Annotated in this window: 17 protein-coding genes and 1 riboswitch; of the genes, 8 read left to right on the forward strand and 9 right to left on the reverse strand. The window is 72.0% G+C overall.

The annotated features are described in order from the left end of the window. Positions 1-66 precede the first annotated feature (66 nt). The gene (locus HB370_RS23580) at positions 67-669 is read right to left on the reverse strand and encodes a Uma2 family endonuclease (RefSeq protein WP_030778347.1); all 603 of its coding nucleotides are present in this window, start codon (positions 667-669) and stop codon (positions 67-69) included. A 211-nt stretch (positions 670-880) separates the two neighbouring features. On the opposite strand from HB370_RS23580, the gene recQ reads away from it, so the two are divergent. Further along, positions 881-2,884 (forward strand): DNA helicase RecQ, encoded by a 2,004-nt coding sequence (recQ, locus tag HB370_RS23585; protein ID WP_030778349.1) that lies wholly within the window; start codon positions 881-883, stop codon positions 2,882-2,884. Between the two features lie 37 nt (positions 2,885-2,921). Here the strand turns inward: recQ and HB370_RS23590 are convergent, their stop codons facing one another. Continuing rightward, positions 2,922-3,860: a M56 family metallopeptidase gene (locus HB370_RS23590; RefSeq protein ID WP_030778351.1), complete on the reverse strand. Its 939-nt coding sequence runs from the start codon at positions 3,858-3,860 to the stop codon at positions 2,922-2,924. 242 nt (positions 3,861-4,102) lie between these two features. After that, positions 4,103-5,320, reverse strand: coding sequence for a fumarylacetoacetase (gene fahA / locus HB370_RS23595; protein WP_030778353.1), 1,218 nt, complete (start codon positions 5,318-5,320; stop codon positions 4,103-4,105). A gap of 262 nt (positions 5,321-5,582) precedes the next feature. On the opposite strand from fahA, the gene HB370_RS23600 reads away from it, so the two are divergent. Further along, on the forward strand, positions 5,583-6,395 hold the full coding sequence (locus HB370_RS23600) for a Cof-type HAD-IIB family hydrolase (RefSeq protein ID WP_030778355.1): 813 nt from the start codon (positions 5,583-5,585) through the stop codon (positions 6,393-6,395). A 29-nt stretch (positions 6,396-6,424) separates the two neighbouring features. On the opposite strand, the gene HB370_RS23605 is transcribed toward HB370_RS23600, so the two are convergent. After that, positions 6,425-6,913 (reverse strand): transglycosylase SLT domain-containing protein, encoded by a 489-nt coding sequence (locus HB370_RS23605; protein ID WP_030778356.1) that lies wholly within the window; start codon positions 6,911-6,913, stop codon positions 6,425-6,427. Positions 6,914-6,916: 3 nt separating this feature from the next. Next, positions 6,917-7,097: riboswitch (cyclic di-AMP (ydaO/yuaA leader) on the reverse strand. 588 nt (positions 7,098-7,685) lie between these two features. Here HB370_RS23605 and HB370_RS23610 point away from each other — a divergent pair. From HB370_RS23610 to HB370_RS23625, 4 genes are all read left to right on the forward strand, one after another. Continuing rightward, on the forward strand, positions 7,686-8,696 hold the full coding sequence (locus HB370_RS23610) for a polyprenyl synthetase family protein (protein WP_030778358.1): 1,011 nt from the start codon (positions 7,686-7,688) through the stop codon (positions 8,694-8,696). Between the two features lie 410 nt (positions 8,697-9,106). Continuing rightward, positions 9,107-10,333: an outer membrane lipoprotein carrier protein LolA gene (locus HB370_RS23615; protein ID WP_030778361.1), complete on the forward strand. Its 1,227-nt coding sequence runs from the start codon at positions 9,107-9,109 to the stop codon at positions 10,331-10,333. A 32-nt stretch (positions 10,334-10,365) separates the two neighbouring features. Further along, positions 10,366-11,337, forward strand: coding sequence for an ABC transporter ATP-binding protein (locus HB370_RS23620; RefSeq protein ID WP_030778364.1), 972 nt, complete (start codon positions 10,366-10,368; stop codon positions 11,335-11,337). Continuing rightward, the gene (locus tag HB370_RS23625) at positions 11,324-12,211 is read left to right on the forward strand and encodes an ABC transporter permease (protein ID WP_030778366.1); all 888 of its coding nucleotides are present in this window, start codon (positions 11,324-11,326) and stop codon (positions 12,209-12,211) included. The genes HB370_RS23620 and HB370_RS23625 overlap by 14 nt, the downstream gene beginning before the upstream one ends. A 25-nt stretch (positions 12,212-12,236) precedes the next feature. On the opposite strand, the gene HB370_RS23630 is transcribed toward HB370_RS23625, so the two are convergent. Continuing rightward, positions 12,237-12,833, reverse strand: a complete 597-nt coding sequence (locus tag HB370_RS23630) for an NAD(P)H-dependent oxidoreductase (protein ID WP_030778368.1) — start codon at positions 12,831-12,833, stop codon at positions 12,237-12,239. A gap of 228 nt (positions 12,834-13,061) precedes the next feature. On the opposite strand from HB370_RS23630, the gene HB370_RS23635 reads away from it, so the two are divergent. Beyond that, on the forward strand, positions 13,062-14,096 hold the full coding sequence (locus HB370_RS23635; RefSeq protein ID WP_244405621.1) for a hypothetical protein: 1,035 nt from the start codon (positions 13,062-13,064) through the stop codon (positions 14,094-14,096). Positions 14,097-14,194: 98 nt separating this feature from the next. Here HB370_RS23635 and rarD read toward each other — a convergent pair whose 3' ends face one another. Then, entirely contained in the window at positions 14,195-15,151 is a 957-nt protein-coding gene (gene rarD, locus HB370_RS23640) for an EamA family transporter RarD (RefSeq protein ID WP_051815437.1), read from the reverse strand. A 117-nt stretch (positions 15,152-15,268) separates the two neighbouring features. Beyond that, the gene (locus HB370_RS23645) at positions 15,269-16,123 is read right to left on the reverse strand and encodes an SDR family oxidoreductase (RefSeq protein ID WP_030778374.1); all 855 of its coding nucleotides are present in this window, start codon (positions 16,121-16,123) and stop codon (positions 15,269-15,271) included. 95 nt (positions 16,124-16,218) lie between these two features. Between HB370_RS23645 and HB370_RS23650 the strand changes: the two genes are divergently transcribed. Then, complete coding sequence (locus tag HB370_RS23650) at positions 16,219-16,623, forward strand: helix-turn-helix domain-containing protein (RefSeq protein ID WP_030778376.1); 405 nt, start codon at positions 16,219-16,221, stop codon at positions 16,621-16,623. A 13-nt stretch (positions 16,624-16,636) separates the two neighbouring features. On the opposite strand, the gene HB370_RS23655 is transcribed toward HB370_RS23650, so the two are convergent. Further along, entirely contained in the window at positions 16,637-17,698 is a 1,062-nt protein-coding gene (locus tag HB370_RS23655) for a 2-oxoacid:ferredoxin oxidoreductase subunit beta (RefSeq protein ID WP_030778378.1), read from the reverse strand. Then, complete coding sequence (locus HB370_RS23660; RefSeq protein ID WP_030778379.1) at positions 17,691-19,619, reverse strand: 2-oxoacid:acceptor oxidoreductase subunit alpha; 1,929 nt, start codon at positions 19,617-19,619, stop codon at positions 17,691-17,693. The genes HB370_RS23655 and HB370_RS23660 overlap by 8 nt, the downstream gene beginning before the upstream one ends. Positions 19,620-19,858 lie beyond the last annotated feature (239 nt).

The following is a 19,858-nucleotide window of genomic DNA, read 5'->3' on the forward strand; positions in this document are numbered from 1 at the left end:
CGCCCACCTCTTGCGCGCCACTGCCCGGCACCCCGTTCGGGGGCCGGGCAGCGGCATTCGGTGGGCTCACTGATTCCTGTCGCGGCGCGTCTTGATCTGGGTGAGGTCCAGGTCCATCGAAAACGGCACGTCCAGCTTCATCCGCTCGCGGAAGATGCCGGTGCTCGTGTAGGTGCCGGTCGTCGGCTCCAGCTCGAAGACGTGCACGGCGGCCCGGCCGTTCTCGTTCTCGACCCGCCAGTAGTGGGGGATCTTGGCGCGGGCGTATTTCAGGGGCTTGGTCTCGCGGTCGCGGGAGACCGAGTCCTCGGAGACGACCTCGATGGCCAGGACGACGGACTCCGCTGGGAAGCGGGTCTGGCGCGAGTCCTCGACCACGTCCGCCATTACCACCACGACATCCGGCTCGGGCCTGTTCTGGCGGTCGATGTCAATAGTGAACTCGCGGATGACCTCGAATTCCTCCGGCGCCAGCGACTGGAGCTGCCAGTTGAAGAAGTCGACAGCCCGTACATGAAACATCGTCTGCGGACTCACGAAGACCAGGCTCCCGTCGATCAATTCCGTGTGCGGAGGAAGATTCGGGAGGCGGTCCAGGTCGTCGGCGGTCCAGCCGCCCTTCGGCGGGGTCGGCCAGCTGGACGCGGACGCCTTCGGTGCGACGCTCATCAGTGCTCCCATGGGACGGAGTCTCGCCGGTGAGTTCAGACTATCGGCGGGAAACGGGCAGGTCTCCCGCGAACGTGTGAACGACACTCGCGTGCTTGACGTGAGATATATCGGCCGGCCTGTGGATAACTCCGAGGCTGTCGGTGCGGGCCCCTATCGTTGAGGGAGCGGTCGAGGGACGGCACACGGGGGACCGACGGGGGACAAGGCGATGGGCGTGATGGGCGGGATCAGCGAGATGGCACAGGTGACCGAGGGGCCGGGCGCGGCCGGCAGCGAGGCGTTGGCCACGCTGCACCGGGTCTTCGGATTCGACGCCTTCCGGGGCGAGCAGCAGGCGATCATCGAGCATGTGGTGGCGGGCGGCGACGCCGTCGTGCTCATGCCGACCGGCGGCGGAAAGTCGCTGTGCTACCAGATCCCGGCCCTGGTCAGACCGGGTACGGGCGTGGTGGTCTCCCCGCTGATCGCGCTGATGCAGGACCAGGTGGACGCCCTGCGCGCCCTCGGCGTCCGGGCCGGCTTCATGAACTCCACGCAGGACTTCGACGAGCGGCGCGTGGTCGAGGCCGAGTTCCTGGCGGGCGAACTGGACCTGCTCTATCTGGCACCGGAGCGGCTGCGCCTGGACGCCACGCTGGACCTGCTCTCCCGCGGCAAGATCTCCGTCTTCGCGATCGACGAGGCGCACTGCGTGTCCCAGTGGGGCCACGACTTCCGCCCCGACTATCTCGCCCTGTCCCTGCTCGGCGAGCGCTGGCCGGACGTCCCGCGGATCGCCCTCACCGCCACGGCGACCCGCGCCACGCACGAGGAGATCACCCAGCGGCTGAACCTGCCGACGGCCCGGCACTTCGTCGCCAGCTTCGACCGGCCCAACATCCAGTACCGGATCGTGCCCAAGGCCGACCCCAAGAAGCAGCTCCTCGCCTTCCTGAGGGAGGAGCACCCGGGTGACGCCGGCATTGTCTACTGCCTGTCGCGGAACTCGGTCGAGCGCACGGCGGAGTTCCTGACAGCGAACGGCATCCAGGCGGTGCCGTACCACGCGGGCCTGGACGCCTCCGTGCGCGCGGCGCACCAGTCCCGGTTCCTGCGCGAGGACGGCCTGGTCGTGGTCGCGACCATCGCCTTCGGCATGGGCATCGACAAGCCGGACGTGCGCTTCGTCGCCCACCTGGACCTGCCCAAGTCGATCGAGGGCTACTACCAGGAGACCGGCCGCGCGGGCCGTGACGGCCTGCCGTCCACGGCGTGGATGGCGTACGGCCTGAACGACGTCATACAGCAGCGCAAGCTGATCCAGTCCGGCGAGGGCGACGAGGCGTTCCGCCGCCGGGCCGCCTCCCACCTCGACGCCATGCTCGCGCTGTGCGAGACCGCCCGGTGCCGCCGCGGCCAGCTGCTCGCCTACTTCGGCCAGGACGCCGACGCGGAAGCCTGCGGCAACTGCGACACCTGCCTCACCCCGCCGGAGACCTGGGACGGCACGGTCGCCGCGCAGAAGGTGCTGTCCACGGTGGTGCGGTTGCAGCGGGAGCGCGGGCAGAAGTTCGGCGCGGTGCAGATCGTGGACATCCTGCTCGGCAAGCGCACCGCCAAGGTGATCCAGTTCGACCACGACCAGCTGTCCGTCTTCGGCATCGGCCAGGACCTCACCGAGGGCGAGTGGCGGGGCGTCATCCGGCAGCTGCTGGCGCAGGGGCTCCTCGCGGTCGAGGGCGAGTACGGCACGCTGGTGCTCACCGAGGCGAGCGGCGCGGTGCTGCGCAGGGAGCGGGAGGTGCCGCTGCGCAAGGAGCCGAAGAAGCCGGCCGCCTCCCGGTCCCGGTCCGCCGGCGGCTCCGGTGCCTCCGGCGCCGGCAAGGCCAAGGCCGCCGCGGCCGAGCTGCCCGAGGCGCTGCTCCCCGCCTTCGAGGCCCTGCGGGCCTGGCGCGCCGAGCAGGCCCGGGAACAGGGCGTCCCGGCGTACGTCATCTTCCACGACGCCACCCTCCGGGAGATCGTGACCCGTTGGCCCGGCTCGGTCCGGGAGCTGGGCACGGTGAACGGCGTCGGCGAGAAGAAGCTGGCGACGTACGGCGAAGGCGTGCTCGAGGTGCTGGCCTCCCTGGACGGCGCCGCGGTGCCCGCCCCCGCCGGCGCACCGGACGACGCGGACTGGCCCGAGCCGGCCGACGAGCCCGAGCCCGAACCGGAGCCCGACTGGACGTAGCCCGCCCCGGCCCGCCGGCGCGCCCGGTGCACCGTCGTCAGGACAGCGCCGTCAGCCCGGGTGCGAAGGTGATCAGCAGCGGCACCAGCGGCACCAGCGCGGCCACCGTCGTGGTCAGCGCCCGGTGCCGGCGCAGCAGCCGCGGCGGCGGCTCCAGCAGCCGGTCCACGCGCTCGCCCAGCAGCCGGCGGCTGGAGGCGCAGGAGAGCACGCCCCGGTGCTGGTTCAGCTCGATCAGGGCGAGCGCCGTGGTGAGGTGCCCGCAGCGCCGGGAGGCCGCGTCGTCGGCGGCCAGCTCGACCAGGCGGTGCGTCTGGTCGCAGAAGTGGGCGCAGAGCGGCACGCGCGGGAAGCCCGTGGCGAGCGCGGCGGACAGGTGCAGCAGCCAGTCGTGGTGGGCGCGGGCGTGTCCGCGCTCGTGGGTGAGGACGGCGTCGAGCTGGAGGTCGGTGAGGCGGTGCAGCGCTCCTGTGGTGACGACCAGCTGTGGCGGGTGCCCCGGCATCCACCACGCGTCGGGGTACTCGTCCTCCAGCACCAGCATCGGCCCGCGCGGCGCCCGCAGCCCCGGCGGCAGTTCGGGGGCGCGTTCGCGCAGCTGCGCCCGGGCCTGGCCCCGGCTGCGGCGGGCCTCGAACAGCTCCCGGGCCAGCATGGCCGTCGTCCAGGCGGCCCCGCAGGCCAGCAGCAGGGTGAGGGCGGTGGTCCACACCGGGGTGGCGGACAGGTCGTAGGCGGCGGTGACGGCGGGCGGTGCGGGGGCGAACACATGGTCGCGGACGGTGTGGAAGACGGCCGCCGCGCCCAGGACCAGTGCGGTCAGGCAGCACAGCAGGACGGTGGCGACCAGACACTGCCACACCCACAGCGCGACCACGGGTTCCCGTTCGGGCCAGGCCGCCCGGGTCAGCGCGCGCGGCGCCGGTACGGCGGCCGTCAGGGCGACGGCGCTCAGCAGGAGCAGGCAGACGGTCATGCCGGGGCTCCGGTTCCTGGTCGGAAAGGTGTGCGGGTGCTGGGTGGTGCGGGGCACGCAGCGCACGGCCGCGCGGGGTGCGGATGCGTGTCCCCGCCAGTATGGCGAAGAAGGGCGGTGTGAGTCAGGTGTCGGCGGCGATCCGACCGGGAAAGGCAGCGAAATCCCGGGTGGGGGAGGCGAGTTCGGCGGGGCCGGAACAGGGTCCCGGCCCGTCGGCGCGCCGGCCGCCGTACCGCGGCTCAGTCCGCCACGACGCGGCCCGTGACCTCGCCCAGCCCCACCCGGCGGCCGTCCGGGCCGGGAGCCCAGGCGGACAGGGTCACCACGTCCCCGTCCATCAGGAACGCCCGCTTGCCGTCGGGGAGTTCGAGGGGGTCGCGGCCGTTCCAGGTCAGCTCCAGCAGCGAACCGCGCTGGTCTTCGGCCGGGCCGCTCACCGTGCCCGAGCCGTACAGGTCGCCGGTGCGCAGCGAGGCGCCGTTCACCGTCATGTGGGCGAGCTGCTGGGCGGCGGTCCAGTACATGGTGGAGAACGGCGGCTCGGAGACCACATGGCCGTTGACCGCGACGGAGATGCGGAGGTCGTAGCCGCCGGATTCCACGCTGGGGGCCGTGTCGTCCAGGTAGGGGAGCAGCGGGTGGGTGCGCTCGGGGGGCGCCACGCGCGCGTGCTCCAGCGCCTCCAGCGGGGTGATCCACGCCGAGACCGAGGTCGCGAAGGACTTGCCGAGGAACGGGCCGAGCGGGACGTACTCCCAGGCCTGGATGTCCCGTGCGGACCAGTCGTTGAGCAGGCACAGTCCGAAGACGTGCTCGCGGAAGTCGCCGAGCGCCACCGGGCGGCCCTGCCGCGACGGCACGCCCACCACGAAGCCGACCTCGGCCTCGATGTCCAGCCGGATCGACGGCCCGAAGACGGGGGCGGGGTCGGCGGGGCCCTTGCGCTGCCCGGCGGGCCGTACGACGTCCGTGCCGGAGACGACGACCGTGCCGGCGCGGCCGTGGTAGCCGATCGGGAGGTGCTTCCAGTTGGGGGTGAGGCTGTCCTCGGCGTCCGGGCGGAAGATCCGGCCGACGTTGCGGGCGTGGTGTTCCGAGGCGTAGAAGTCGACGTAGTCCGCCACCTCGAAGGGCAGGTGCAGGGTCACCTCGGACAGGGGGTGGAACAGCGGCTCGACGGTCGGGCGGTGCGCCGGGTCGGTGACCCAGGAGGTGACGGCGCGCCGTATCTCCGACCAGGTGGCGCGGCCGGCGGCCAGCAGCGGGTTGAGGGTGGGGGCGGCGAGCAGCGCCTGGTGGGGCGAGCCGACCGCCGCCGCCGTGGCGCCCGCGTCGAGGACGTGGTTCCCGAGCCGGACGCCGATCCTCCGCTCCGTGCTGCCGTGGGGCGAGAACACGCCATAGGGGAGGTTGTGCGGGCCGAAGGGGTCGCCCTCGGGGACGTCGAAGGGGGGCATGGGTGCTGCCTCACTCTCATCCGTGCCATGCATGGCGAAGCGTTCCATGTGGTCGGGCCACACGTTACGGCCGACACGCGTGTCATGGGCAGTGGTCCTTGTGGCTCGGGGATTGCTCGAAAGAGTGCTCGCACGGGCCCACGACAGTTCGGCGGGCGTGCCTCACGCGGCAGCGCCCGTACGGCAGTTGGGGACGGGCGGTACGGCGGGAGCGGGGAACGGGGGATGAGTCGGTGGGGCCCGGGGTCCGTATTCTCTGGGCATGGCATCCACCCCGGCATATGCCCTCATCGCCACTGACCTGGACGGAACGCTGCTGCGCGGCGACGACACCGTCTCCGACCGGTCGCTCGCCGCGCTCGCGCGGGTGGCGCGGGCCGGGGCCCGGCATCTGGTGGTCACCGGCCGCCCGGCGCCGCGGGTACGGCCCCTGCTCGCGCGCCTCGGCGGCACCGGGCTGGCGGTGTGCGGGCAGGGCGCGCAGGTCTACGACGCCCGGGCCGGCCGGCTGCTGTGGTCGGTGCGGCTGGACCGGGAGCTGGCGGAGACCGCGCTCGGCAAGGTCGAGGCGGAGGTGGGGCAGGTGTTCGCGGCGGTCGACCAGGACGGCGAGGACGGGCTCACGCTCATCGAGCCCGGCTACCGGATGCCGCACCCGACGCTGCCCGCGGTGCGGGTCGGCCGGCGCGCCGATCTGTGGGCCGAGCCCATCAGCAAGGTGCTGCTGCGGCACGCCGAGCTGTCGGACGACGAGTTGGCGGCCGTGGCGCGTTCGGCGGTGGGCTCGCTGGCGACCGTCACCATGTCGGGGCCGGGCACCGTGGAGCTCCAGCCGAGCGGGGTGACGAAGGCGACCGGTCTGGCACTGGCCGCCGAGCGGCTGGGGATCGGCCCCGAACGGGCCCTCGCCTTCGGTGACATGCCCAACGACATCCCCATGTTCCGCTGGGCGGCGCGCGGTGTCGCCATGGCCGGCGCGCACCCCGAGCTGAAGGCGGTGGCCGACGAGGTCACGGTGTCGAACGAGGACGACGGTGTCGCCGTCGTCCTCGAAAGACTGTTCCCGGCCGCCTGACCGTGGGAAGGGCCGGGCGGCCGGGCCGGTCAGTAGGCGCCGAAGACGTTGTCGATCGACCCGTACCGGTCCGCCGCGTAGTTGCAGGCGGCGGTGATGTTCGCGACCGGGTCGTAGATGTCGAAGGACGTCCCGGCGACGTGGTACGCGTTGAAGGTGGGGTCGATGACCTGGAGCAGGCCCTTGGACGGGATGCCCTTGGCCGCGTTGGAGTCCCAGAGGTTGATGGCCGCCGGGTTGCCGGAGGACTCGCGGATGATGTTGCGGTGGATGCCGTTGTAGGTGCCCGGGATGTTCTTCTCGGCCATGATCGCGAGCGATTCGCGGATCCAGCCGTCGAGGTTGTCCGGGTATCCGGCGGGGGTGGTGCCCACCGTCGGGGCCGCGGTGGTGGCGGCGGACGCGGCGGTCGCGCCGACGAGCGGCAGGGCGAGGACTGCGGCGCCGGTGCAGGCGGCGGCGAGGGCGCGGACGAGGCGGGTGTTCCGGGTACGGCGGTGCTGAGCGGCAGCAGGCATCGAAAGGTTCCTCTCCGGCGCCTGCGAGGTGAGCTGTCGGGTTCGGGCGGGGAGGCGCCCGGCCGTGCCCGGGAGGAGGCACGGCTTCACCCCAAGCCGTTCCGGCGCGGCGGATGCCGTCCGGCGCGGCGACTTACCTGGGTCCCCCGCTCCTGCCGTACGAATGAGTTCGTGAATGGGTTACGCGGGCGGCGGCAGGATTCGGCGTCCGCCCGACGGCCCGGAACGTATGCGAGAGCACATGTCGGGAACAAGTGCCGGATTCATACAACGCGCCATTTGACCTTGATCGATGCCGTATGGGGTGCTTGATCCTTTGCGGTTGCCAATCCTCAACTCGCCGACGGCGCAAGGAGGGCGGGAGGAGCGGCGGGTGGCGCGGATGGGCCGGGCGAGTGACCCAATTCACGAAATAGCAAAAGACTTCAAATCAGACATGGGGGATTAGGGGGATTCAGGTCTGAAGTCCGAGTCGTGGTGGAACCCGGGGTATGGCGCGCGTCGTTGTCGTAGGGGCCGGCCGAGGGAGGTGGGGGAGAGGAAGGTGTGGAGAGGTCGCGACACGGCATCCGGATTACTGTTAAGTCGATATATGTCCCCTTATTACCGTGTGATCAAAACCATGCCGGTCATGCTCCGATACCACCCAGGCTGGACCGGTGGGCGCTATCGGTGATCGAAACAGGACCGGATACGCTGACTTGAGTGATGGCAGCGACCTATCGACAAACCGTGTAATCGCCAGCAGACACCAGCAGACAGGAGACCCCTCGTGACCGTCGTCGGGCCGTTCGGGCTGAGCGTGCGGGACCAGGCTCTGGAAGCCGATGTCCAGGCCGGATTGGCGGCTGTCGAGGAAGGCTTGCTCGAGGCCACCAAGAGCGAGGTCCCGTTCATCACCGAGGCCGCGCAGCACCTCGTGCGGGCCGGCGGGAAACGATTCCGGCCACTGCTCGTGATGCTCGCCGCCCAGTTCGGCGACCCGTACGCGCCGGGCGTCGTGCCGTCGGCCGTGGTCGTGGAGCTCACCCACCTGGCCACGCTGTACCACGACGACGTCATGGACGAGGCGGCCGTACGACGCGGGGTGGACAGCGCCAACACCCGCTGGGGCAACTCCGTCGCGGTCCTCACCGGCGACTTCCTCTTCGCCCGCGCCTCCCAGATCCTCGCCGACCTCGGTCCGGAGGCGGTCCGGGTGCAGGCCCTGGCGTTCGAACGGCTGGTCACCGGGCAGATCCTGGAGACCGCGGGCCCCTCGGACGGCCGCGACCCGGTCGAGCACTACCTGGACGTGCTGGCCGGCAAGACCGGCTCCCTGGTGGCGGTGTCCTGCCGGTTCGGCGCGATGATGTCCGGCGCCGGCGAGCGGGTCGTGGACGTGCTCACCCAGTACGGCGAACGGCTCGGCGTCGCCTTCCAGCTGGCGGACGACGTCCTGGACATCGCCTCCGACTCCCACGAGTCCGGCAAGACCCCGGGCACCGACCTGCGCGAGGGCATCCCGACGCTGCCGGTGCTCCGGCTGCGCGAGCGGGCCGCCCGGCTCGGGCTGGCCGAGGACATCGCGCTGTGCGAACTGCTGGACTCCGACCTCAGCGACGACACCCGGCACGCCCGGGCGCTGGCCGCGCTGCGCGCCCACCCCGCGCTGGAGCAGGCCCGCCGGGACACGGTCCGGTACGCGGAGGAGGCGCGGGCCGCGCTGGCCCCGCTGCCGGAGTGCGACGCCAAGGCCGCGCTGACGGAACTGTGCGACGCGGTGGTCCACCGCGCCGGCTGACCCGGCCCGGCCCACTCGGGCCGACCGCCGTACCTCCCCGGCTCGACCGGCGTGACCTTCCCGGCTCGACCGGCGTACGGCCGTACGACTGTACGGCCGCGTACGACCCGCTGACGGACCCCGCACGGCCCCTGCCGGGCCCCGGTGTCCCCGCCGTGGCCTGATCTCGATGTCCCTCACATGGGCGCGGTCTCCCTGGCGACCCCTACGGGTCGCGGGGTGACGCGGTCGCCGGGTGTCATACCGCAGGCGTAGGCGCAGTTGGCTCCGAGGGCTGACGCTTCCTGACGGCGGATTTGGTCATATGGAAACCGCACGCATCACCACTCCTCACCGATTCGGGTGAGAATGGCGGCTCAGGGTTGACCAGCGTGAGAACAGCCGCCGCCGACGACGGAGGTAAGGCACACATGGCACCGTACGAATCCGACGACGCAGTGGGCGCCGCGCACGAGGGGGCCGCGCGGGACGGGGCCCCGCGCCCCGGCCGGCGCAAGGCCGCCCGGTACGCCGTTCCGGTCGCGGTGGTGGGGGTGGCGGCGGCCACGATCGGGCTCGTCCCGGCGCTCGCCGACTCCGGCGACCCCGACCTGCCGAAGATCACCGCCCAGCAGCTCATCGACAAGATGGCCACGTCGGACGTGCAGCAGCTGTCCGGCACCGTGAAGATCACCACCGATCTCGGCCTGCCCGACCTCGGCGGCCTGGAGGACGGCCTGCTCTCCGGCTCCGGCCACGACGGCTCCGGCGACGGCTCCGGCGACGGCTCCTCCGCCGACCCGCGGTCCAGGCTCACCGAGCTGGCGACCGGCATGCACACCCTGCGGGTCGCCGCCGACGGCCCGGACCGGCAGAAGGTGTCGCTGCTGGAGCGCGGCGCCGAGTACAGCCTGATCCACGACGGCAAGGACGTCTGGGGCTACGACAGCAAGAGCAACGAGGTCTACCACTCCACCGCGGCCGGGTCCGGCAAGGAGCGCCGGGCCGAGTCCCCGGCCACGCCCGGGGACTTCGCCGACGAGGCGCTGAAGGCGGTGGACGACACCACGTCCGTCACCGTCGACGGCACCGCGCAGGTGGCCGGCCGCGACGCCTACAAGCTGCTGATCCGGCCCCGGCAGTCCGGCACCACGGTCGGCGCGATCAGCATCGCCGTGGACGCGAAGACCTGGACGCCGCTGAAGTTCACGCTCACCCCGAGGAGCGGCGGGGCCGCCGTGGTCGACGCCGGCTTCACCCAGGTCTCGTTCGCCCGGCCGGCCGCCTCCACCTTCGACTTCACCCCGCCGAAGGGCGCGAAGGTCACCGAGGAGAAGGACGCGGCGGCCAGGACCCCGGCGCCCGAGCACGACGAGGACCTCGCCGGGGGCCTCGGCGGGCTGGACGTCCTCGGCGAGGGCTGGACGTCCGTCGCCACCGTCGACACCGGCGCCAAGGGCGGCCTGCCCACCGGTTCCCAGGGCGGTGACCTCGGCGGCTTCCTCGGCTCGCTCGGCGACCCGGTCTCCGGGAAGTTCGGCAAGGGCACGGTCTTCTCCACCCGCCTGGTCAACGCCCTGATCACCGATGACGGCAAGGTGTACGCCGGCCTGGTGACGAAGGAGACCCTGGTGAAGGCGGCCGACGCGGGGAAGTGACCCCAGGGGACCGAGGGAACGAGGGGAAGCCGATGGACGAACGCGAGCGCGGCGGCCCGCCGGACGGTGATCCGGCGAGCGTGATCGACACGCGCGGGCTCACCAAGCGCTACCGCGGCGGACAGCTCGCCGTGGACGGTCTCGACCTGACCGTCCCGGAGGGCAGCGTCTTCGGCTTCCTCGGCCCGAACGGCTCCGGCAAGACCACCACCATCCGGATGCTGATGGGCCTGATCGAACCGACCGCGGGCACGGTCCGGCTGCTCGGCCGCCCCATGCCGCGGGCGGCCCGTACGGTCCTTCCGCAGGTCGGGGCCCTCATCGAGGGCCCCGCGCTGTACGGCTTCCTCTCCGGCCGGGACAACCTGGTGCGCTACGACTCCGCCGACCCCACCGCCGACCCGCGCACCCGGCACGCGCGCGTGGCCGCCGCGCTGGACCGGGTCGGCCTGACGGCGGCCGCCGGCAAGAAGGCGAAGGCGTACTCGCTCGGCATGAAACAGCGCCTGGGCCTGGCCGCCGCGCTGCTCCAGCCGCGCCGGCTGCTCGTGCTGGACGAGCCCACCAACGGCCTCGACCCGCAGGGCATGCGCGAGATCCGCACCCTGATCAGGGAGCTGGCCGCCGACGGTACGACCGTGTTCCTCTCCTCGCACCTGCTGGACGAGATCGAGCAGGTGTGCACCCACGCGGCGGTCATGGCGCAGGGCCGGCTCGTCACCCAGGGCGAGGTGGCCGACCTGGCGGCCGGGGCGCGCGGCCGGCTGGTCGTGACCACCCCGGACCCCGCCGAGGCGGCCCGGGTGCTGAAGGAACTGGGCGTCGGGGACGTGACCGCCGACGGCGACCGGGTCACCGGCGAACCACCCGGGCGGGACCTCGCCGAGGTGACCGCGGCCCTGGTCACCGCCGGGGTCCGGGTCCGGGGCCTGACCGTCGAGCGCGCCTCGCTGGAGGACGCGTTCGTGGCACTGACCGGGGAGGGCTTCGATGTCGCGGGCTGAGTACCCGACCGGGGCCGCCGCCGTGCGCCGGCCGAACCCGCTGTGGGCCCTCGGGCTGCTGCGCAGCGAGCTGGTCACCACCGTCCGGCGGTGGCGCACGCTCGCCCTGCTCGGGGTGCTGGCCGCGGTGCCGGTGCTGGTCGGGGTCGCGGTGCGGATCGAGACCCGGGGTGGCGGGCAGGTGGGCGGCGGGGGCGGCGAGGGCCCGGCCTTCATCGCGCAGATCACCAACAACGGGCTGTTCCTGGTGTTCACCGCGCTGGCCGCGACCCTGCCGTTCTTCCTGCCGATGGCGGTCGGTGTCGTGGCCGGCGACGCGATCGCCGGGGAGGCGGGCGCGGGCACCCTGCGCTATCTGCTGGTGGCCCCGGCCGGCCGCACCCGGCTGCTGTTCACCAAGTACGCGACCGTGCTGGCCTTCTGCCTGCTGGCCACGCTGGTGGTCGCGGTCTCGGCGCTGGCCGTGGGGGCGCTGCTGTTCCCGTTCGGCGAGCTGACGACGATCTCCGGCACCCGGATCGGCCTCGGCGAGGGGCTGGCCCGCGCGCTGCTGATCGCCCTGGTCGTCGCGGCCTCCCTGGTGGGGGTGGCGGCCCTCGGCCTGTTCGTGTCGACCCTCACCAACAGCGGCATCGCGGCGATGGCGACCACGGTCGGCCTGCTCATCACCGTGCAGATCGTGGACCAGATACCCCAGCTGCACGCGGTGCAGCCGTACCTCTTCTCGCACTACTGGCTGTCGTTCGCCGACCTGATGCGCGACCCCGTCTACTGGGACGACCTGCTGCGCGACCTCGGCCTCCAGGCGCTGTACGCGGCCGTGTTCGGCTCGGCGGCCTGGGCCCGGTTCACGGCGAAGGACATCACCGCCTAGGCGCCGGGCGGCCGGTGCCGGGGGTTCAGGCGGCGTCGGCCGTCTCGTACGGGAAGCGCGCGAGGGGCGCGTCCTGCGCGAAGAAGGTCTTGGCGCGGGTCAGCGCCCCGGTGTCGTTCAGGACGTCGCCCGGCTTGCTGCCGTTGCCCAGCAGTACGCCGCCGAACCGCATCCCCATGTACGCGGCCGAGTAGCGCAGGGTGCCGGCGTACGGGTCGGCCACGGACAGCTCCTCGTGGGCGAGCGCGGCGACGCCCCAGAGGGTGCGGCCCGCCATCCTCGCCTTGAAGTCGAGGCCCGGGATGCGCAGCCAGCCGGACCAGTGGTCCAGGTAGCGCTTGGTCTGGGCGGAGACCGAGTACCAGTACACCGGCGAGGCGATCACGATGTCCGTGGCCTCCAGCGTGGCGTCCAGCAGCAGCCCGAGCGGGGTGTCGGACGGCGGTCGTACGTGGTCGCTGTCGTGCCGCAGGTCCTCGAAGTCGGGCAGCGGCTGCCCGGAGAGGTCGATCCAGCGCTGTCCGACGTCGTCGGGGAGCTGTTCGGCGGCCCGCCGGGCCAGCAGCTCGGTGTTGCCTTCGGCGCGGGCACTGCCCAGGACGAAGAGAAAGCGGCGGCTCATGAGGTCTCCCAGGTGCGGCAGGTCGTACCAACGAACAAGGTGCACACGCATCTTATGCACACGCATCCAATTGGCGCCAGGGGGTTCTCGGCGTCGGGTTCACGGCGCCAGGGGGCGCTGGTGCGAGGCTGTGACGTCGCGGTGACCCGGTAGCCGTGGGCAGCCGACACACTGGTGGTCAGGATGCGTAGGACCGGATCGCGACGCCGGGGGAGTGGAGGGACACCGATGGCTGGACTCAGCTTCGAGAAGAAGCGGGCGCCGCGGACCGTGGGGTACCCGGCGGCGGTGCCCGTCCGGGTGTACGGCCCGGAGAGCGCCTCCGTGGACGGGGTACCGGTCGCCGCGGCGCCCGGCGAGGAGATCCAGCAGGCCGTCCTGAACCGCCTCCAGAGCCTGGCCATCAGCGTCGGGGCGCCCATACACGCCACGGTCCACGACGACCTCGCGGGCTGTGTGGTCCCCCTGGAGGTCTCGGCCGACGGCTCCAGCCGGGTGACCGGCGAACCGGTCCGGCTGACCGCCCCCCGGACACCGGACCCGGCGCCTACGGCGCACACCGCACCGGGCGGCACACCGGGCACCCCGCAGGCACCGGCCGGCCCGTTCGGCCCCCCGCCGGCGGCCGACGCGCGGCCCGTGACCGCCGCCACGCGGGACGCGGGCGCGCGTGCGGGTACGGCCTTGGGGATGGGGCTGCCCTACGACGAGCCCGCGCCCGCCCAGACCCCGGCCCGCGGCTTCGACGCGGTCGCCGAGGAGGTGCTCGGGGACGGGCCGCTGACCGAGACCGCCGAGGGTGCGGAGCTGCTCGCCGAGCCGATGGGCCGGATCAACGAGGCCGTGCGCGCGGGCCGTATCGACACGGCGGCGGAACTGGCCGAACGGACGCTCGCCGAGGCCTCCGCCGTGTTCGGCCCGCACCACGCCGAGGTGCTGCACGTGCGCGAGCTGTCCGCCTACATCGCCTACCTGGGGGACGAGCCCGTGCGCGCCTGCCGGCTGTCGCTGGAGCTGGCCCGGCTGCGCCGCCAGGCCCGGGACGGGGAGGCGGCCTACGGCAACCTGCAGAGCGCGGCGACCGCGTGGCGTGCGGTGCGCGACCCCGAGGAGGGCCTGCGGCTGGGCCATGAGCTGATCGGCCTGTGGACGGACCTCTCCGCCGAGCCGGGACCCGCCGCCGACGACCTTCGCCCGCTGGAGGCCGCCCGCGCCCGCATGGTCCGTCTGACCGACCGCGCGGCGAAGGCGGCACGAGCCTGACCGGCCCGGCGGCCCGCCCGTAGTACCCGCGCAGTACGGGCCCCGTAGTACCCGTACTGCCCGTAGTACCCGTAGTACCCGTAGTACTCGCGTCCCGGTCAGGCGTCCGCGGGTGCCGACGAGGGTGTCTCGGTGGTGCGGGGCGCCGGTTCGGGGAGTCGGCGCGGGCGCCGGGAGAAGCGCAGCGCGTCGACCGTGAGCAGTACCAGCGCCAGCCAGACCAGCGCGAACCCGGCCCACCGTTCGGCCGGCATGGCCTCGTGGAAGTAGAGGATGCCGAGCAGGAACTGGAAGACCGGGGCCAGGTACTGCAACAGGCCCAGCGTGGACAGGGGCACGCGGATCGCCGCCGCGCCGAAGCAGACCAGCGGCACGGCGGTGACCAGGCCGGTGGAGGCGAGCAGGGCGGCGTGTCCGGCACCCTCGGCCGCGAACGTGGCGTCCCCCTGCGCGGCCAGCCAGATCAGATAGCCCAGCGCCGGCAGGAACTGGATCGCGGTCTCGGCGGCCAGCGACTCCACCCCGCCGAGGTCGACCTTCTTCTTGACCAGCCCGTAGGTGGCGAAGGAGAAGGCGAGGCAGAGGGAGATCCACGGCGGACGGCCGTAGCCGACGGTGAGGACGACGACGGCGGCGAGGCCGACCGCGACCGCCGCCCACTGCGCGGGCCGCAGCCGCTCCTTGAGGAGCAGCACGCCCATCGCGATGGTGACCAGCGGGTTGATGAAGTAGCCCAGCGAGGCCTCCACGACGTGGCCCGCGTTGACCGCCCAGATGTACACGCCCCAGTTGACGGTGATGACGGCGGCCGCCACGGCGATCAGACCGAGCCGCCGGGGCTGGCGCAGCAGCTGTCCGGCCCAGGCCCAGCGGCGCACGAAGAGCAGCGCGACCGCGACCACCGCCAGGGACCACACCATGCGGTGGGCGAGGATCTCCGCGGCCCCGGCCGGTTTCAGCAGGGGCCAGAACAGGGGCACCAGGCCCCACATCCCGTAGGCGGCGAAGCCGTTCAGCAGGCCTATGCGGTGTTCACCCTCGGATTTCCCGGCCACCGGCCCCTCCCTCTCGCTCGCGCGCCCGGTGCGGACGCGCGAGCACGAAGGTAGCGCCGGACGGCCTCCGGTGTCATGTTCGTTTCGTCATACGGTCATGACAGGGCAGGGATCGGCTCAACTCTTCAGCGCGGCCGTGACGGCCTCGGCCAGCGGGGTGGTGGGGCGGCCGATCAGCCGGGACAGGTCGCCGGAGGAGATGACCAGCTCGCCCTCGGCGATCGAGGCGTCCACGCCGGCGAGGATCCCGGCCAGCGGCGCGGGCAGCCCGGCGCCGGTCAGGATGCCGGTGAGGTCCGCCACCGAGACCTGCCGGTACGCGATCTCCCGGCCGGTCTGCCGGCTCAGCTCGGCCGCGTACTCGGTGAAGCTCCACGCCTCGTCGCCGCCCAGCTCGTACGTGGCGTTCTCGTGGCCCTCGCCGGTCAGCACCGCGACCGCGGCGGCGGCGTAGTCGGCGCGGGCGGCCGAGGAGACCCGGCCGTCACCGGCGGCCTGCACGACCGCGCCGTGCTCCAGCACCGGCGCCAGGTGCTCGGTGTAGTTCTCGTGGTACCAGCCGTTGCGCAGCAGGGTGTACGGCAGGCCGGAGGCGAGCAGCACCTTCTCGGTCGCCCGGTGGGCGTCCGCCAGCGCGGCGGTCAGGGTGCCCGGGGCGCTGGTGTAGGCGAGCAGCGCCACGCCAGCCGCCTTCGCCGCGTCGATGACGGCCGTGTGCTGCGCCACCCGGTCCTTGTCGACCTCGCTGCCGGAGATCAGCAGGACCTTGTCGCCGGCCGCGAACAGGCCGTCCAGGGTCTCGGGCGCGTTGTAGTCGGCGACGGCCAGCCGCACGCCCCGCGCGGCGAGGTCGGCGCCCTTCGCCGCGTCCCGGACGACGGCGGTGATCCGCTCCGCCGGGACCTTCTCCAGCAACTGCGCCACGACATGACGGCCGAGCTGTCCGGTGGCTCCGGTGACGACGATGCTCATGTTGTCCGACTCCTTGGGATCGATGTCCTGATGACACCGACCGTACGGGAAGCGCTGTGGATGAGAAAGTACCTACTTTGAAGTAAGGTACTGGCATGCCGGTAAGTAAGAGTGGGGCGGACGCGGAGGCGCTGTGCCCCCACCGCCTGGTCCTGGAGCACGTCACCAGCCGCTGGGGCGTCCTCGTCCTGATCGAGCTGCTGGAGCGGTCGTACCGGTTCAGCGAGCTGCGCCGGGCGGTCGGCGGCTCCGGCGGCCGGACCGTCAGCGAGAAGATGCTCACCCAGACCTTGCAGACCCTGGAGCGCGACGGCCTGGTGCACCGGGACGCCAAGCCGGTGATCCCGCCCCGCGTCGACTACTCGCTCACCGACCTCGGCCGCGAGGCGGCGGAGCAGGTACGGGCCCTCGCCCGGTGGACCCACGACCGCATGGACCGGGTGGAGGCGGCCCGCCGGGCATACGACGAGGCCCGGGACGTCCGGTCCCGGGCCTCGTGAATCGGAGGGAAGGTCAGCCGACGACGGTCCAGGTGTCGCCGCCCGCGAGCAGGGCGGCGAGGTCGCCCTTGCCGCGTTGTTCGACGGCGGTGTCGAGTTGGTCGGCCATGAGGGTGTCGTAGACCGGTCGGTCGACGGAGCGGAAGACGCCGATGGGGGTGTGGTGGAGGGTGTCGGGGTCGGCGAGGCGGGAGAGGGCGAAGGCGGTGGTCGGGGACGCGGCGTGCGCGTCGTGGACCAGGATGTCCGCCTCGTTCTCCGCCGTCACCGTGACGACCTTCAGGTCACCGGTGGCCCGGTCGCGTACGACCCCTCGCGAGCCGTCGGCGCCGAACCGGATCGGCTGCCCGTGCTCCAGCCGGATCAGCGCTTCCTCGGCCTGCTGCTTGTCCTTGAGGGAGTCGAAGGCGCCGTCGTTGAAGATGTTGCAGTTCTGGTAGATCTCGATGAGCGCGGTGCCCGGGTGGGCGGCGGCCTCTCGCAGGACCTGGGTGAGGTGTTTGCGGTCGGAGTCGATGGTGCGGGCGACGAAGGACGCCTCCGCGCCGAGCGCGAGCGACACCGGATTGAACGGGGCGTCGAGCGAACCCATCGGGGTCGACTTGGTGATCTTGCCGATTTCGGAGGTGGGGGAGTACTGGCCTTTGGTCAGGCCGTAGATCCGGTTGTTGAACAGCAGGATCTTGAGGTTGACGTTGCGGCGCAGGGCGTGGATGAGGTGGTTGCCGCCGATGGAGAGGGCGTCGCCGTCGCCGGTGACGACCCAGACGCTCAGGTCGCGGCGGGAGGTGGCCAGGCCGGTGGCGATGGCGGGGGCGCGGCCGTGGATGGAGTGCATCCCGTAGGTGTTCATGTAGTACGGGAAGCGGGAGGAACAGCCGATGCCGGAGACGAAGACGATGTTCTCGCGGGCCAGGCCGAGTTCGGGCATGAAGCCCTGGACGGCGGCGAGGATGGCGTAGTCACCGCAGCCGGGGCACCAGCGCACTTCCTGGTCGGACTTGAAGTCCTTCATCGACTGCTTGGCCTCGGCCTTGGGGACCAGCTGGAGCAGTGCGTTGGCGGTGTCAGTCATCGATGGCCTCCTTCAGCGCCTTGGCGAGCTGTTCCGCCTTGAACGGCATGCCGTTGACCTGGTTGTAGGAGTGGGCGTCGACCAGGTAGGTGGCCCGGATCAGGGTGGCGAGCTGGCCGAGGTTCATCTCGGGGATGACCACCTTGTCGTAGTTCTTGAGGACCGTGCCGAGGTTGGCGGGGAAGGGGTTGAGGTGGCGCAGGTGGGCCTGGGCGATCGACTCGCCGGCCGCCCGCAGCCGCCGTACCGCCGCAGTGATCGGCCCGTAGGTGGAACCCCAGCCCAGAACGAGGGTCCTCGCGCCGTGCGGGTCGTCGACCTCGATGTCGGGGACGTCGATACCGTCGATCTTGGCCTGGCGGGTACGGACCATGAAGTCGTGGTTGGCCGGGTCGTAGGAGATGTTGCCCGTGCCGTCCTGCTTCTCGATCCCGCCGATACGGTGCTCCAGACCCGGCGTGCCCGGAATCGCCCAGGGGCGGGCCAGGGTCTGCGGGTCGCGTTTGTAGGGCCAGAAGACTTCGGTGCCGTCGTCCAGGGTGTGATTCGGGCCGGAGGCGAAGCGGACCGTGAGGTCGGGCAGTTCCTCCAGTTCGGGGATGCGCCAGGGTTCGGAGCCGTTGGCCAGGTAGCCGTCGGACAGCAGCATCACCGGGGTGCGGTAGGTCAGCGCGATCCGCGCCGCTTCCAGGGCCGCGTCGAAGCAGTCCGCCGGGGTGCGCGGGGCCACCACCGGTACCGGGGCCTCGCCGTTGCGCCCGTACATCGCCTGCAGCAGATCCGCCTGCTCCGTCTTCGTCGGCAGACCCGTGGAGGGACCGCCGCGCTGGATGTCCACCACCAGCAGCGGCAGCTCCAGGGAGACGGCCAGGCCGATGGTCTCGCTCTTGAGGGCGACGCCGGGCCCGGAGGTGGTCGTCACGGCCAGGGAGCCGCCGAAGGCCGCGCCGAGTGCGGCGCCGATGCCGGCGATCTCGTCCTCGGCCTGGAAGGTGCGTACCCCGAAGTTCTTGTGCCTGGACAGTTCGTGGAGGATGTCCGAGGCGGGGGTGATGGGGTAGGAGCCCAGGAACAGGGGCAGGTCGGCCTGGCGGGAGGCGGCGATCAGGCCGTAGGCCAGGGCGAGGTTGCCGGAGATGTTGCGGTAGGTGCCCACGGGGAAGGCCGTGGCGGCCGGCGCGACCTCGTAGGAGACCGCGAAGTCCTCCGTGGTCTCACCGAAGTTCCAGCCCGCCCGGAAGGCCGCGATGTTCGCCGCCATGATCTCGGGCTTCTTGGCGAACTTCGTCTTCAGGAACTTCTCGGTGCCCTCGGTCGGGCGGTGGTACATCCACGACAGCAGGCCCAGCGCGAACATGTTCTTGCTGCGCTCGGCCTCCTTGCGGGTCAGGTCGAACTCTTTGAGGGCTTCGACGGTCAGGGTGGTGAGGGGCACGGGGTGGAGGTGGTAGCCGTCGAGTGAGCCGTCGTGGAGGGGGTCGCTGTCGTAGCCGACTTTTTGCAGGGCGCGTTTGGTGAACTCGTCGGTGTTGACGATGATCTCCGCGCCGCGTGGCAGGTCGCCGATGTTGGCTTTGAGGGCGGCGGGGTTCATCGCGACGAGGACGTTGGGTGCGTCGCCGGGGGTGAGGATGTCGTGGTCGGCGAAGTGGAGCTGGAAGGACGACACCCCGGGCAGGGTGCCGGCGGGGGCGCGGATCTCGGCGGGGAAGTTCGGGAGCGTGGAGAGGTCGTTGCCGAAAGAAGCGGTCTCCGAGGTGAACCGGTCACCGGTGAGCTGCATACCGTCACCCGAGTCCCCCGCGAACCGGATGATCACCCGGTCCAGGCGCCGTACGTCCTTCGCGTCGCCCGGTTTGCGCTGCTCTCCCACGACGGTTCCGTCGGCCTGTTCCGCTGGGCTGCTGACCTGGCTGGTCACTGAACTGGACCTCCTTCGAGGCGGCTGTCCGGGGCCGGTCGTCCCACGGACCATCCCAGGATCAACCCTACGTCGGTCAGGGTCGCCTTCCCGAGGCCATCCGCGGATTGGATGACATTTCGAGAGGGCCTGTCGCGCTGGCTTCCCATCATGTCCCGCATCGCGGAAGCGCCGCTCACAGCGCATCCGCGCGTCTCTCGCGGAAGCGCCGCTCACAGAGCTTCCGCGCGTCTGAGGAA

Source organism: Streptomyces sp. DSM 40868, from assembly GCF_011820545.1.
GTDB classification, from domain to species: Bacteria; Actinomycetota; Actinomycetes; order Streptomycetales; family Streptomycetaceae; genus Streptomyces; species Streptomyces eurythermus.